Origin of the sequence: Wolbachia endosymbiont of Wuchereria bancrofti (assembly GCF_002204235.2) — a bacterium.
Classification (GTDB): Bacteria; Pseudomonadota; Alphaproteobacteria; order Rickettsiales; family Anaplasmataceae; genus Wolbachia.
Genome location: NZ_NJBR02000003.1, coordinates 1 through 12,930, shown reverse-complemented (window position 1 = coordinate 12,930; position 12,930 = coordinate 1). Strand labels below are relative to the sequence as shown.

Genomic DNA, 12,930 nt, shown 5'->3' with positions numbered 1-12,930 from the left:
TCACCTAATCTTCATCAGTATGTTGCCTAGCCAATTCATCTATGTCCTTAGGTGGCCAATCTGGTATATCCATACCCAAAGACAAGCCAAAATTATTTAAAACCGCCTTAATTTCATTTAAAGACTTTCTACCAAAATTAGCAGTTCTTAACATTTCACTTTCTGTCTTTTGTACAAGATCACCTATATAAGTAATATTTTCATTCTTCAAGCAATTATGTGACCTGACAGATAACTCCATTTCATCTACTTTACGCAATAAGATAGGGTCATAACCTAAATCTTTATAACCACTAGGAGAAGAAACCTGTGATTTTTTATAACTTATATCAGAACTAATAAAAGGCTGAAGTTGCTCCTGCAATATCCTTGCAGCAGAGTCAACAGCTTGACTCGGAGAAATTGTACCATCAGTTTCAACTGACAATATCAATTTATCCTTATCAGTAACTTGACCAACACGACTATTTTCTACTCTATACGAAACTCTGTTTATAGGACTATATAAAGCATTAACCGGAATAAAACTAATTAGATCCTGCTCATTCATAAGCTTCAAAAATTCGTTTTCCTTATATTTAGTTACGGGAAGGTAACCTTTTCCGCTAGCCACATATATAGTCATGTTGAGCTCTACATCCTGTCCCAGTGTACATATCAGCAGATCTTTATTAACAATAAAGCACTGATCATCAGTTTCTATCATCCCAGCTAATACCTGACAAGGCCCTTTAGCACTCAAACTTAGGCATTTATTAGAAGTGCCATTTAATTTACACCTCAACATACCCATATTCAATACTATATCAGTCACATCTTCTCTTACTCCTTGAATTGAAGTAAACTCATGAGTTATACCATCAATTTTTATCCCATAAACAGCACTACCTATAAGAGAAGACAACATTACACGCCTTAATGCATTACCTAATGTTAAAGCAAAACCACTTTCCAATGGTTCTAGCACTATATCACCCTTTTCACTTGAGTCACTTGATACTACTTTCATTGAATTAGGCTTAGTTAATTTATCTGAACTGTCAAAAACAGGAATACCGTCGTCATAATACATAAAATAACCTTTTCAAATATCCTACACCCTTCTTTTTTTTCTTAACCTACATCCATTATGAGAAATCGCAGTCTTATCTGCAATTGAGGTAACTGTTAACCCGCAGCTCTGAAGTGCTTTAACTGCAGCCTCGGTACCAAAACCAGGGCCACGAATTATTACAGAAACAACCTTCATACCAAATTTCTCTATCGCAGTTTTTGCAGCAGACTCTGAGGCTTTACCCGCAGCATAAGGTGTAGACTTTCTTGAGCCTGAAAAACCATGCGCACCTACGGAAGTTTGGTACAGAGTGTTACCTTGAACATCAGTCACATTTATGAAAGTATTATTAAAAGTTGCACGAATATGAATAACTCCAGTAACAAACTTCTTTGCGCTTTTACCAACCGTTCTGACCTTTTTCATTAAAACTCACAACAATAAATTTCATTCTTTTCCAGCAATAGGCAAACGAGATCTACCTTTACGAGTTTTAGCATTGGTATGAGTTCTTTGCCCCCTTACAGGTAAACCCTTTCTGTGTCTCACTCCCCTATAGCACCCCACCTCTACTAAAGACTTTATATTCATAGCCACTTCTTTTCTGAGATCACCCTCTATAGAATAATTTTGCCTAATGAAGCTGTTGATCTTTTCTATATCTTTATCTTGCAATTCCGAAACACGTTTACTCTTGTCAATCCCGCAAGCATGGCAAATTATATTTGCAGTAGAAATACCTATACCATATATATAGGTTAATCCAAAAGGAATACATTTCTTTACTGGAACATTTACACCTGCAATACGCGTCACTGATACTCCGATATTTTATTAATAATAATTCTTAATTTATATCATAAAATAACTCAGAGTCAAACTAAACTGCAAGAAATTTTACTTTCAATCTCTTGTTTTACCTGATCAACATTAAGATTAGCGTCAATCATTAATAATTTATCTCTGTAATACTCACGTAGACTCTTTATTTGGATGTGATATTCGCCTATTCTTCTATCAATTGCAGATAAGTCAGAATCATCAATTCTCTTTTCTAGTCTTGCACTTTTACATCTCGTACAAACAAGATTATTATCATCTTTAAAAGCAGATGTACTGTATACACTTTTACAATCCAGGCACACGAGACGATTTTTTAATCTGTCAATTGCTACCTTATCGTTAAGCTGCAATTCAATTACGATATCCACATCTCTATCGTACCTCTCCCGCAAAACCTGAGTTAAGAAACGAGCTTGATTTAGATTTCTTGGAAAACCGTCGAACAAAAAATTATCATCCATCAATGCAAGCTGGTCATATAATAATTCACATATAATTCCATCTTGAATTAAATTACCAGACTCTACAGTATCTTTTATTTTTTTGCCTAACTCACTACTACTAGATATAATATTCCTCAATAAATCCCCTACTGAAATTAACTTTAAGTTATACCTTTCTATTAACAAGCTTGACTGAGTACCTTTACCGGAGCCAGGAGGACCAAAAATTGTAATAATCACCTTAATTTCTTTGTTTTAGACTCATATTTTTTTATCCAGCTATCATATCTATTTGAAAAGATATAGGATTGTATTTGCATAATAGTATCAGTAGTAACATTAACTATAATCAACAAGCTCGTCCCACCAAAAATAAATGGCATATCATAATAATATCTCATGACTTCAGGCACAGTACATATGACCACCAGATATGCAGAGCCAATAAAAGTTAATTTAAAAACTATACCTTGAAGGTAATCAGAAGTGTGTTTCCCTGGTCTTCTACCAGGTATAAAACCACCATTTTTTTTAAGAAAATCTGCATTTTCCTCTGGATTAAATATAAAATTAGTATAGAAAAAATTAAAAAACACTATAAGCGCTAAGTAAGCTGCAATATAAACTACTTTGTTTGCCATAAAGTAGTTTAAAATAAAATCAGAAAAAGCATGCTCCTTATAGAAGTTTACAATTGAAACAGGCGTTAATAAAATCGCATTGGCAAAAATAGTCGGTATTACACCAGATAAATTAATCTTTAACGGGATATAAGTAAAGTCGTCACTATGCAATCTTTTAAACTGCTTTTTAGGATACTGAACAGTGACTTTCCTATAAGAAGATTCTACAAAAATAATCAAAAGTAGCAGTAAAAAAAATAATACAAAAACAAAAAGGATAATAAGTAACGACATGCTACCGTTTTTATTTAATGTTAACAGGAAGGAAAAAGCATTGTGCAACTCTGATATTATACCTGTGAAGATGATTAATGAGATACCATTACCTATACCACTAGCACTGATTTGTTCACCAAGCCATATTAGAAACATTGTTCCACCCAAAAGGCTGAAAATACCCACTGTACGAAACATAACACCAGGTTCGATTACAACTAATGTTCCTTCCCTGTTCATTCTTTCTAACCCAATTAGAATAGTAACTGATTGAAATATACAAAACACTATGGTCATATAACGTATGTAGGAATTCATCCTTCGACGTCCTAATTCTCCATCATTTTTAACTTCATTAATTCCTTTAACGGCAGAAGATAATAATTGCATAACTATAGATGCAACTATATATGGCATAACATTCAATACTAAAATGGTCATCCTAGCTAATGCCCCACCGGAAAATAGATTAAATACTCCAAAAACACCAGCACCTTCTTTAGGGAATATATCATTAATTATATCAAGGTTAATTCCAGGAATAGGTACATAAGTACCTAAACGATAACAAATTAAAGCTATTAGCGTAAAAAGTATACGCCTTAATAAATCACCTTTATATAATAAAGCAGGATCTAAACTATTAAATGCTGACTTGCTGCCCATTACTTATGATAGTATTTCCACACTACCACCAATTGAAGTTACAGATTTCTTTGCAGCTTCTGACGCAAAGTCAACATGAAATACACATTTCTCATTTAGCTTACCTTTATTAAGAAGCTTAATTTTATCTTTGATAGATTTTATAAAACCTAATTTATGCAGCATCTCCTTATCTATAACAGAGTTTTTTTCTATTTTTTTAGCCTCTATTAAGCGCTGCACATCACCAACATTAACTATAGAACATATGTTTCTACGTATGGGATTAAAACCTCTTTTAGGTAAACGTGTATATATAGACTGTTGTCCCCCTTCAAATCCATTTATAGAGATACCGCTTCTAGCCTTCTGCCCTTTATGTCCCCTACCAGACGTTTTACCTTTACCACAACCGATACCTCTACCTATTAATTTAGGCTTCTTTTTCTTCGATAATTCAGTAAATATAGAGTTTAATTTTATAGCATTATTCATACTTTACCTATTTCCGACTACCTCGCTAATCTTTTTGCCCCTTTTACTCGCCACTTGACGAGGAGATAACATATTATCAAAAGCCTTAAATACTGCACATATAACGTTATGAGGATTATTCGATCTAGTAGATTTAGCTACTACATCTTTTATGCCCAACACCTCAAAAACCGACCTAATCGCTCCCCCAGCAATAATGCCTGTTCCAGCTCTAGCTGCTCTTAAAACTATTTCACCAGAGCAAAATTTAGCCTTAATATCATGGTGCAAAGTTCTACCTTCACGTAAATACACTCTAATCATCGATTTTTTTGCAGCATTTACAGCTTTTATCCTTGCTTCAGCAACCTCTGCATGCTTACCCATTCCACATCCCACTCTACCCTTTTCATCTCCAACAACAACCAAAATTGAAAATGAGAACCTCCTACCACCTTTGGTAACTGTTGTTACTCTCCGTACTGAAACTAAAAGCTCTGACCAATCATTATTATTTTGCAAATTCTTTACAGTCATATTGAAAATATTCTAAAATTTAAATCCAGAGCTTCGTAAGGCTTCAGCGAACTGAGAAACCAACCCTGTATATTTACATGCTCCACGGTCAAATACCAATTTTTGTTCTAATTTCATATTAGATAGACGTTCAATCATTAAGGAAGAAACATGCTTTATAGTTTCAGTATTGATCCCCCTTTTACATACATCCTTAATTTTAGCATCCAAAGTAGAAACAGAAGTGAGAGTTACTCCTTTTTCATCATTGATTAACTGAGCGTAAAAATGCCTATTAGATTTAAATATGGATATACGTAAACGCTTAACACCACTGTTGAGCTTCTTTCTATTACGCAAATTCCTCTTCTCAGAATTACTTAAAAAATTATACAACCTTCTCATCTTAATTACTTCTTTTTACTCACAACTTTACGCAACATAAACTTGCCTTTTATTATAATACCTTTACCTTTATAAGGGTCATATTTTCTAATTTTGCATATATCAGATGCTATCATATAGACCTTTTGCTTGTCCATACCACTAACCGCCAAGTGAGTTGGCTTTATACACTTAACCTCAACATCTTTGGGCACTTTATACTTAATATTATGGCTATAACCAAGACACAGAGTCAAATACTTACCATCACACTCTGCTTTGTATCCAACACCGTTAACCTCAAGATCAACAGAAAAACCATTAACTATACCATTAATAATATTATTAATATTACTTCTATACGTGCCCCATATAGGTTTTATTGCATCGTAACTATCTTTGCCTTGATCAACAGAAAGCACTAACTGGTTATCAGTAATCTGACACACAACATCACTACATAGCCTAAGCTCTTTTTCCGCCTTAGCACTTTTTATTAACACCTTACCATCATTACATTCAACTGAAACACCAGCAGGAATATTGATAGGTGCTGCACCTATACGAGACATAAATTTCTCCTATTACTTAAAACACAAGACACAAAATTTCTCCACCAAACTTTAACTTATGTGCATCGTAATCAGTCATCACTCCCTTGGATGTAGATATAATAAAAATACCAAGTCCATTATATGCTTTAGAAATATCCTTGTACTTAGAATAACAACGACACCCTGGCTTCGATACTCTAACTATATCACTAATTACAGGTGATCTCTCATAATACTTTAATTTTACAACGAAAGACGGTATATTACCCACAACCTCTTTTTGGTAATCAAGAATATATCCTTCATCCTTTAAGATCTTCAGTATAGAAGAATTCACCTTAGAGAACAAAACTCTTGTCGTCTTATGCATCGCCAATTGAGCATTACGTATTCTTGCTAAAAAGTCACCAATACTATCAGATAATGCCACGATATACTCCCTATATTATACTTACCAACTAGACTTTGTAACCCCTGGAATTTTCCCAAAAGAACACAAACCACGTAAAACAATTCTACATAAACCAAATTTTTTATATACTCCTCTTGGCCTTCCAGTTAAAGCACATCTATTTCTAATTCTAATTTTAGAAGAATCTCTAGGTAATTTTTTTATTAACTTATTTTGAGCTGCAAACCTCTCGCCAATAGGTATATTCTTATTGTTTATTATAGACTTCAATCTTCCTCTTTTCTCTCCATATTGATCGCATAATTTTATTCTACGAAGATTTCTCTGTACTATAGATTTTTTTGCCATATACCTCTTCTCTTAAATTAATCAAAAAAGGGAAACTTAAAAGCTAGCAATAATTCTTTCGCTTCTTTATCATTGGCTGCACTTGTTACAATATTGATATCCATACCTCTAATTTTACTTATTTTATCGTAATCTATTTCCAAAAATGAGATATGTTCTTTTATACCAAAAGAGAAATTACCATTACCATCAAATTGTTTCACACTAAACCCTCTAAAATCTTTTTCTCTCGGTAAAGCAACATATATCAACCTTTCTAAAAATTCATACATTTTATCTCTACGTAAAGTTACTTTGCAACCTACTGTAGCACCTTTTCTTATCTTGAAACCAGAAATGGACTTCCTTGCAAACGTTGATACAGGTTTTTGTCCTGCAATTAAATATAGATCATCAAATGGTTCATTTATCGCTTTATTGTCTATAGCAGCACCTCCAACACCCATATTAATACACACTTTGACAAGCTTAGGTACCTGCATTATATTGCCGTAGTTGAACTTATCCTTTAAGGATTTTACTATACTATCTCTATACAATTCCTTAAACATACTAACCTAGCCTATTACTTCTCCAGAAACTTTTGCAAAACGTACTTTTTTACTATCTATAACTCTAAACCCTACTCTAGTTGGAGCTTTATACTTAGGGTCCAATATTGCAATGTTAGATATATCAATAGCTAATTCTTTATTTATTATACCGCCACTACTACCAGCTTTTGGCTTAGCATGCTTCTTGCGCACATTTATTCCAGAAACAACTGCCTTTCTTTTAGCACTACATGTTACAATTTTGATTACTTTACCAATTTTGCCTCTATCTCTACCAGTTAAAACTATAACATCATCACCACTTCTTATTTTTGCACTCATTATAAAACCTCAACAGCTAATGACATTATCTTCATAAAAGAACCAGAAGGCAGCTTCTTTACCGGGCCAAATACTCGAGTACCAAGCGGTTCACCTTGATTATTAACTAAAACTACAGCATTGCTAGAAAAACGAATTACAGAGTTATCAGATTTTCTAATACAGTTTTTCACTCTAACAACAACCGCTCTATATACTTTTCCCTTTTCGACCTTCCCCTTTGGGTTAACGGACTTAGTGGACACAATAATTGTATCACCTATGGATGCAGATTTCCTACCACCCAACAAGCCAATACAGAGCACTTCACGCGCACCAGAATTATCAGCTACTTCTAATAATGTATTTTTTTGAATCATGTAAATACCTTATTCCACTCGAATAATAACCCATTTTTTAGTAGCAGAAATGGGCCTATGCTCTTGTATAAAAACCTTATCCCCTTCTTTACAACTATCATTTTCATCATGCACTGTGTACTCTTTGCGCCTCTTTATAACTTTCTTGTACAGTTTATCTTTATACACCCGTAATACTGAAACCTTCACAGTTTTATCACATTCAGCTTTAGTTACAACACCACAAAAAACCTTCTTAGGCACTCTTTTCCTCTATTCTTCTTTCATTTAATACAGTCAAAATACGGGCTATACTCTTTCTTATTAAGCTAAAACGAGAAATATTATTACGCTGCCCTAACTTTTTTTGAAAAATCAAATTAACAAATTCCTTCCTCAAATTTACAAGAATTTCATGTAACTCTTTTGAGGACTTTGATCTAATATCAGCTATATCCACTGTGACTCCACTTAATTATAATTAGATATAAACTTACACTTTACAGGAAGGTTAGCCATTGCCTTTTCAAGTGCTAACTTTGCTAAATGCATGGGAACGTCACTGCTAATTTCAAACAACACCCTACCAGGCCTAGCTTTAAATAGCCAAAATTCAACACTACCTTTTCCTTTACCCATCCGCACATCTGTTGGCTTTTTACTAATAGGAGTATCAGGAAAAATTCTTATCCATATTTTACCAGAACGTTTCAATGTTCTAGATATCACACGCCTCACAGTCTCAATATGCTTAGACTGAACCCTACCCGCTTCTATAGTTTTTAAGCCATAACCTCCAAAAGACAGTGTGCTACCACCCTTTGTATTACCCTTAATTCGCCCTTTAAATACCTTTCTATATTTACTCTTTTTGGGTACAAACATTTCAACACACCTTAATTAACAATATAAACCCAAACCTTAACTCCTATAATACCATATATAGTTTTCGCTTCACAAAAAGCATAATCTATATTAGCACGTAAAGTGTGCAAAGGCAAACGACCTTCTTTATACCATTCAGTACGAGCTATCTCAGCTCCACCAAGACGCCCAGAATAACCTACTTTAATACCCCCACCTCCCATTCTTAAACAACTTTGAATGGCCTTTTTCATTGCCCTTCTAAACGAAACCCTTTTTTCTAGCTGTTGTGCGATGCTGCTTGATATTAAAGCCGCATCTATCTCAGGCCTTTTGATCCCCACTACATTCACTTCTACACTATTTTTTACTTTTTCAGCTATTTTTTGTTTTACCTTTTCAATATCCAAGCCTTTTTTACCTATGATCACCCCAGGTCTAGAAGAATGTATCGTCACAGACAATAAATCAACTTTGCGCTCTATAATTATTTTGGAAAGACCAGCATGCTTAAAAGACTCATTTATGTAACTGCGAATAGATAAATCCTGATGCAATTTCTCTTTGTAATCTTTACTAGCATACCAAACAGAATCCCAGGTATTATTATTTATTTTTAACCTGAACCCTATAGGGTTAACCTTTTGTCCCATATTTTTACACTTTCTTCACTAATTTTTTACTCTTACAAATCATACTATTTGCCTTAATTTTATAGTTATATTGCTATAATGCTTACTAACTCTATTAGCTCTACCCATAGCTTTTGGACATACTCTACGTAAAGTAAAGGACTTGCCTATTAAAATTTCTTTTATATACAAATTATCGATATCCAATCCATAATTATATTGAGCATTGGCAATTGCAGAATTTAATACCTTTCCTATAAGGCCAACAGCTTTTTTTCGCAAAATCTTAATTGCACAGTAGCAAAAGAAACTTTTTTATTACGTACCAAACCAGCAACCAAATTTAACTTACGAGGAGTCGACCTTAAAATCCTAGAACTAGCTCCAATTATTGGATCCATACTCTTCATATTAACTACCTTCTTACCGCCTTTTTATCACCATTATGCCCAGCAAATTTACGAGTAGGCGAAAACTCACCAAACTTATGGCCTATCATATTCTGATCATTAACACTGACAGGAATGTAATCCTTGTCATTATAAACAGCGAATTTTAAACCCAAACAATTGGGAAGAATTACAGAAGCCCTAGAATGAATTTTTATCACTTATTAATAGAGCCCTGTTTTAAAGCTCTGTTTACCAACCTTAACACAGAAGGATGACAAAAAGGCGGTTTCCATGCAGATCTACTCATAAACTAACCTTTTAACTGCTTTATATACTTATCACTAAACTTATTTTTTTTCCGAGTTTTCTTTCCTTTTGTTGCAACACCCCAAGGAGTAACAGGATGACGCCCACCAGAAGTTTTCCCTTCTCCACCACCATGAGGATGATCTACCGGATTCATAGCAACCCCACGAACAGTAGGTCTAACTCCCAACCATCTACTCCTTCCAGCTTTACCCAATTTTCTATTTTTACGATCAGGATTAGATACTACACCAATAGTAGCCTTACAAGAAGACAAAACTAACCTAACTTGACCAGACCTTAACCGCAACAAAACATAATTGCCATCACGACCAACAATTTGTGCATAACAACCGGCAGCTCGAGCAATTACAGCACCACTACCTGGCTTCAACTCAACACCATGAACAAAAGAACCAATAGGTATACCCTTCAACGGCAAACAATTGCCTGGCAATATGTCAATGTCACTTCCTGATATTACAACATCACCGGGCTTTATGCCTTGTGGAGCTAATATATAAGACTTGGTATCATCACACTTATATGACACCAACGCTAAAAAACCACTTCTATTTGGATCATATTCTATTTTTTCAACTACACCTTGATCATTTCTATTACGTTTAAAATCTATAATCCTATACTTCTTTTTGTGACCACCACCCTTATGACGAATTGTTATTCTACCACTATTATTTCTTCCACCACTAGACTTTTTACCAAACGCAAGAGACTTTTCTGGCCTACCTTTTGATAAACCTATCTTACTTACTAATACAGTTCCACGAGACGATGGGGTAACAGGATTAAGAAATTTTATACCCATATTAAACACTCATTATATCCAATTTTTGACCATCCATTAAAGAAAAATATACTTTCTTTTTTTTTTTCTCATAACCAACCACACCCTTAAAACGTCTATACTTAGGCTTAACTCTAACAACGTTTATAGAGGAAACTTTAACATTAAACAAAGACTCTATTGCCGACTTTATTTTATGCTTATTCACATTTACAAAACATACAAAGAATATTTATTAAATTTCTCCCTCAAAAAAGAAGCCTTTTCTGTAATTATAGGACACTTTACTATATTATCATATTTAATCATAATAACCTACCTTCAAGATATCTTAAAGCATCACTTGTTAACATTATGCATTCATGACTTAATATATCAAAAACATTCAATCCGATAGGCCTGATCAAGTTTACATAGTGCAGATTTCTAGCAGCACGCAGTAAACTATCTTCATAATCGCCGACTATCAAAAAAGAAGAAAATTTAAAATTTTGAATATACTTACACATTTCAGACGTTTTCTTCACATCAACATTTAAATTATTAAGAATAATTACTTGATTATTTAAGTATTTTAGAGATAAAGCAACTTTTAAACAAAATTTACGTACTTTTTTATTAAGAGAATAAGCATGACTTCTAACAACAGGGCCGAAAATAACTCCACCACCTCTAAACTGAGGAGACCGTAAGCTTCCTTGTCTTGCCCTGCCGGTGCGTTTTTGACTATAAGGCTTAGCTGTTGTACCAGAAACATCACTAATGCCTTTTACCTTATGAGTACCAGCTCTTCTTTTTGCTAATGATTTAATATATCAAAATCAGCCACCTAACTATATCATGCAAAATACTCAATTTTTGCTCAACAGAAAATATTAAAGGGTTAAGCTGAGTAGTACCCACGTCATTATTAGATAGATTTACTAATTTACATTCCATAACTAACTTATCAAACTACTAGCATTATCGTCACTTACATCCAACAGCAGACCTACCGGGAAAGGAACATCCTTATGTAAAGGCTTTTTAATTGCATCTCTAACAAAAACGTAAGAATTTTTAAATCCAGGAACATTATTACCTTTCACAACAATTGTACTATTTCCATGATCAATGGATAATATTTTCATATTCTGCACAGTTACTCTACTACTACCTAAATGACCAGCCATTCTTTTTCCTTTAAACACTCTACCAGGGTCCTGACATTGACCAGTAGAACCTTGTGACCTGTGAGCAATAGAAACGCCATGAGACGCCCTGAGCCCACAAAAATTATGTCGCTTCATTACACCAGCAAATCCCTTACCTATGGAATAACTTGTAATATCAAGATATTGACCAACCACAAAATGATTAACACCAACTTTTTTACCACATTCTATCCCTGAAAGGTCGCTTAATCTGCTCTCATACAATTTACATCTATTACTTATTCCCATCTTCTTTAAATATTCTAACTGCGGTTTTGCAATATTTTTTAAATTCCCAATACCTAAAATAACTGAATTATAGCCGCACTTATCTTGCCTCCTCACATCAACAATATAAGTTTCGCTGAGATGTAATAAGGTCACAGCTACGCGACTATTATCAGAATATATAGCAGTATGACCAATATTTGTCATTAACAAACCAATTCTCCTTAGCAAACTTATTCTCTTCATTTCTCTTTCCTAAATTTAACTCCCTTGATCTTTAAATAAATTTCTACGCCAGGAGGAGGAGGAGGAAAAAAAGATGAATCTCCAAGCATCTGCATCATAGCAGGAGTAAGACCATGTAAAACAATCAACCGCCCAGAAGTTCTCTGTTCAAATTGCTCACGAGATTTTTTATCAACATGAGGAGATCTATTAAAGTCAAATTTAGAATTCCTTCTTCGTAATGCAACAGGACCTGACAACTCCGCACTAGAATGCTTAAACTTGTCTTTAAACCTACGAACAAACTCTTTAACATACTTCTCTAACTTTAAACAATCAAAAGCTCTACTTATAATATATGCAACTTGCTCTACTTCAGCCACTATATCCACTCCAAAACTTCAGAAACAACACCAGAAGCAATAGTTCTACCTCCTTCTCTTATTGCAAAGCGCAATCCCTTATCCATCGCTATCGGTACTTGCAATTCTACCTCT

23 protein-coding genes and 3 pseudogenes are annotated in these 12,930 nt (G+C 34.1%); all 26 read right to left on the bottom strand.

Annotation, left to right across the window (positions count from 1 at the left end; genetic code table 11):
* Window positions 1-4: 4 nt before the first annotated feature.
* Window positions 5-1,072, bottom strand: coding sequence for a DNA-directed RNA polymerase subunit alpha (locus CCY16_RS00450; RefSeq protein WP_088414089.1), 1,068 nt, complete (start codon window positions 1,070-1,072; stop codon window positions 5-7).
* 21 nt (window positions 1,073-1,093) lie between these two features.
* A complete protein-coding gene (gene rpsK / locus CCY16_RS00445) occupies window positions 1,094-1,480 on the bottom strand; it encodes a 30S ribosomal protein S11 (protein ID WP_088414087.1) in 387 nt (128 codons plus the stop codon).
* Window positions 1,481-1,501: 21 nt separating this feature from the next.
* Entirely contained in the window at window positions 1,502-1,870 is a 369-nt protein-coding gene (gene rpsM / locus CCY16_RS00440) for a 30S ribosomal protein S13 (RefSeq protein ID WP_088414085.1), read from the bottom strand.
* Between the two features lie 59 nt (window positions 1,871-1,929).
* Window positions 1,930-2,580: an adenylate kinase family protein gene (locus tag CCY16_RS00435; RefSeq protein ID WP_088414083.1), complete on the bottom strand. Its 651-nt coding sequence runs from the start codon at window positions 2,578-2,580 to the stop codon at window positions 1,930-1,932.
* Complete coding sequence (gene secY, locus CCY16_RS00430) at window positions 2,577-3,905, bottom strand: preprotein translocase subunit SecY (protein ID WP_088414081.1); 1,329 nt, start codon at window positions 3,903-3,905, stop codon at window positions 2,577-2,579. Before secY ends, CCY16_RS00435 begins: the two co-directional genes overlap by 4 nt.
* 3 nt (window positions 3,906-3,908) lie before the next feature.
* Window positions 3,909-4,379 (bottom strand): 50S ribosomal protein L15, encoded by a 471-nt coding sequence (gene rplO, locus CCY16_RS00425; protein WP_088414079.1) that lies wholly within the window; start codon window positions 4,377-4,379, stop codon window positions 3,909-3,911.
* Window positions 4,380-4,382: 3 nt separating this feature from the next.
* Entirely contained in the window at window positions 4,383-4,895 is a 513-nt protein-coding gene (gene rpsE, locus CCY16_RS00420) for a 30S ribosomal protein S5 (protein ID WP_088414077.1), read from the bottom strand.
* Window positions 4,896-4,907: 12 nt separating this feature from the next.
* Window positions 4,908-5,279: a 50S ribosomal protein L18 gene (rplR, locus tag CCY16_RS00415; RefSeq protein WP_088414075.1), complete on the bottom strand. Its 372-nt coding sequence runs from the start codon at window positions 5,277-5,279 to the stop codon at window positions 4,908-4,910.
* A gap of 5 nt (window positions 5,280-5,284) precedes the next feature.
* Entirely contained in the window at window positions 5,285-5,830 is a 546-nt protein-coding gene (gene rplF, locus CCY16_RS00410) for a 50S ribosomal protein L6 (RefSeq protein ID WP_088414073.1), read from the bottom strand.
* A 16-nt stretch (window positions 5,831-5,846) separates the two neighbouring features.
* Window positions 5,847-6,242, bottom strand: coding sequence for a 30S ribosomal protein S8 (gene rpsH / locus CCY16_RS00405; RefSeq protein ID WP_088414071.1), 396 nt, complete (start codon window positions 6,240-6,242; stop codon window positions 5,847-5,849).
* A 21-nt stretch (window positions 6,243-6,263) separates the two neighbouring features.
* Window positions 6,264-6,572: a 30S ribosomal protein S14 gene (gene rpsN / locus CCY16_RS00400; RefSeq protein WP_088414069.1), complete on the bottom strand. Its 309-nt coding sequence runs from the start codon at window positions 6,570-6,572 to the stop codon at window positions 6,264-6,266.
* 17 nt (window positions 6,573-6,589) lie between these two features.
* The gene (gene rplE, locus CCY16_RS00395; RefSeq protein WP_088414067.1) at window positions 6,590-7,123 is read right to left on the bottom strand and encodes a 50S ribosomal protein L5; all 534 of its coding nucleotides are present in this window, start codon (window positions 7,121-7,123) and stop codon (window positions 6,590-6,592) included.
* Window positions 7,124-7,129: 6 nt separating this feature from the next.
* Complete coding sequence (gene rplX, locus CCY16_RS00390) at window positions 7,130-7,447, bottom strand: 50S ribosomal protein L24 (protein ID WP_088414065.1); 318 nt, start codon at window positions 7,445-7,447, stop codon at window positions 7,130-7,132.
* The gene (rplN, locus tag CCY16_RS00385; RefSeq protein WP_088414063.1) at window positions 7,447-7,806 is read right to left on the bottom strand and encodes a 50S ribosomal protein L14; all 360 of its coding nucleotides are present in this window, start codon (window positions 7,804-7,806) and stop codon (window positions 7,447-7,449) included. Before rplN ends, rplX begins: the two co-directional genes overlap by 1 nt.
* A 9-nt stretch (window positions 7,807-7,815) precedes the next feature.
* Complete coding sequence (gene rpsQ, locus CCY16_RS00380) at window positions 7,816-8,049, bottom strand: 30S ribosomal protein S17 (RefSeq protein WP_088414061.1); 234 nt, start codon at window positions 8,047-8,049, stop codon at window positions 7,816-7,818.
* Window positions 8,042-8,245, bottom strand: coding sequence for a 50S ribosomal protein L29 (gene rpmC, locus CCY16_RS00375; protein WP_088414059.1), 204 nt, complete (start codon window positions 8,243-8,245; stop codon window positions 8,042-8,044). Before rpmC ends, rpsQ begins: the two co-directional genes overlap by 8 nt.
* Window positions 8,246-8,256: 11 nt before the next feature.
* Window positions 8,257-8,670: a 50S ribosomal protein L16 gene (rplP, locus tag CCY16_RS00370; RefSeq protein WP_088414057.1), complete on the bottom strand. Its 414-nt coding sequence runs from the start codon at window positions 8,668-8,670 to the stop codon at window positions 8,257-8,259.
* 11 nt (window positions 8,671-8,681) lie between these two features.
* On the bottom strand, window positions 8,682-9,302 hold the full coding sequence (rpsC, locus tag CCY16_RS00365; protein ID WP_088414055.1) for a 30S ribosomal protein S3: 621 nt from the start codon (window positions 9,300-9,302) through the stop codon (window positions 8,682-8,684).
* 39 nt (window positions 9,303-9,341) lie between these two features.
* Window positions 9,342-9,691 (bottom strand): annotated as a pseudogene (gene rplV, locus CCY16_RS00360) (50S ribosomal protein L22).
* Between the two features lie 5 nt (window positions 9,692-9,696).
* Window positions 9,697-9,980: pseudogene (gene rpsS / locus CCY16_RS00355) on the bottom strand (30S ribosomal protein S19).
* 3 nt (window positions 9,981-9,983) lie between these two features.
* Window positions 9,984-10,808: a 50S ribosomal protein L2 gene (gene rplB / locus CCY16_RS00350; RefSeq protein WP_088414053.1), complete on the bottom strand. Its 825-nt coding sequence runs from the start codon at window positions 10,806-10,808 to the stop codon at window positions 9,984-9,986.
* A gap of 1 nt (window position 10,809) precedes the next feature.
* On the bottom strand, window positions 10,810-10,995 hold the full coding sequence (gene rplW / locus CCY16_RS06980) for a 50S ribosomal protein L23 (protein WP_245800651.1): 186 nt from the start codon (window positions 10,993-10,995) through the stop codon (window positions 10,810-10,812).
* A 97-nt stretch (window positions 10,996-11,092) separates the two neighbouring features.
* Window positions 11,093-11,726 (bottom strand): annotated as a pseudogene (gene rplD, locus CCY16_RS00340) (50S ribosomal protein L4).
* A 2-nt stretch (window positions 11,727-11,728) separates the two neighbouring features.
* Window positions 11,729-12,454 (bottom strand): 50S ribosomal protein L3, encoded by a 726-nt coding sequence (gene rplC / locus CCY16_RS00335; protein WP_088414051.1) that lies wholly within the window; start codon window positions 12,452-12,454, stop codon window positions 11,729-11,731.
* Window positions 12,451-12,816 carry a 30S ribosomal protein S10 gene (rpsJ, locus tag CCY16_RS00330; RefSeq protein ID WP_088414137.1) on the bottom strand — a complete coding sequence of 122 codons (366 nt, stop codon included), beginning with the start codon at window positions 12,814-12,816 and terminating at the stop codon, window positions 12,451-12,453. The genes rplC and rpsJ overlap by 4 nt, the downstream gene beginning before the upstream one ends.
* On the bottom strand, window positions 12,816-12,930 hold a 115-nt coding region (locus CCY16_RS00325; protein ID WP_143696888.1), incomplete at its 5' end, for an EF-Tu C-terminal domain-related protein. The genes rpsJ and CCY16_RS00325, both read right to left, overlap by 1 nt.

Bases quoted from the DNA above. Each gene is read 5' to 3' on its own strand.
- CCY16_RS00450 (WP_088414089.1), bottom strand. From the start codon at position 1,072: ATGTATTATGACGACGGTATTCCTGTTTTTGACAGTTCAGATAAATTA.
- rpsK (WP_088414087.1), bottom strand. From the start codon at position 1,480: ATGAAAAAGGTCAGAACGGTTGGTAAAAGCGCAAAGAAGTTTGTTACT.
- secY (WP_088414081.1), bottom strand. From the start codon at position 3,905: ATGGGCAGCAAGTCAGCATTTAATAGTTTAGATCCTGCTTTATTATAT.
- rplO (WP_088414079.1), bottom strand. From the start codon at position 4,379: ATGAATAATGCTATAAAATTAAACTCTATATTTACTGAATTATCGAAG.
- rpsE (WP_088414077.1), bottom strand. From the start codon at position 4,895: ATGACTGTAAAGAATTTGCAAAATAATAATGATTGGTCAGAGCTTTTA.
- rplR (WP_088414075.1), bottom strand. From the start codon at position 5,279: ATGAGAAGGTTGTATAATTTTTTAAGTAATTCTGAGAAGAGGAATTTG.
- rplF (WP_088414073.1), bottom strand. From the start codon at position 5,830: ATGTCTCGTATAGGTGCAGCACCTATCAATATTCCTGCTGGTGTTTCA.
- rpsN (WP_088414069.1), bottom strand. From the start codon at position 6,572: ATGGCAAAAAAATCTATAGTACAGAGAAATCTTCGTAGAATAAAATTA.
- rplE (WP_088414067.1), bottom strand. From the start codon at position 7,123: ATGTTTAAGGAATTGTATAGAGATAGTATAGTAAAATCCTTAAAGGAT.
- rplX (WP_088414065.1), bottom strand. From the start codon at position 7,447: ATGAGTGCAAAAATAAGAAGTGGTGATGATGTTATAGTTTTAACTGGT.
- rplN (WP_088414063.1), bottom strand. From the start codon at position 7,806: ATGATTCAAAAAAATACATTATTAGAAGTAGCTGATAATTCTGGTGCG.
- rplP (WP_088414057.1), bottom strand. From the start codon at position 8,670: ATGTTTGTACCCAAAAAGAGTAAATATAGAAAGGTATTTAAAGGGCGA.
- rpsC (WP_088414055.1), bottom strand. From the start codon at position 9,302: ATGGGACAAAAGGTTAACCCTATAGGGTTCAGGTTAAAAATAAATAAT.
- rplB (WP_088414053.1), bottom strand. From the start codon at position 10,808: ATGGGTATAAAATTTCTTAATCCTGTTACCCCATCGTCTCGTGGAACT.
- rplC (WP_088414051.1), bottom strand. From the start codon at position 12,454: ATGAAGAGAATAAGTTTGCTAAGGAGAATTGGTTTGTTAATGACAAAT.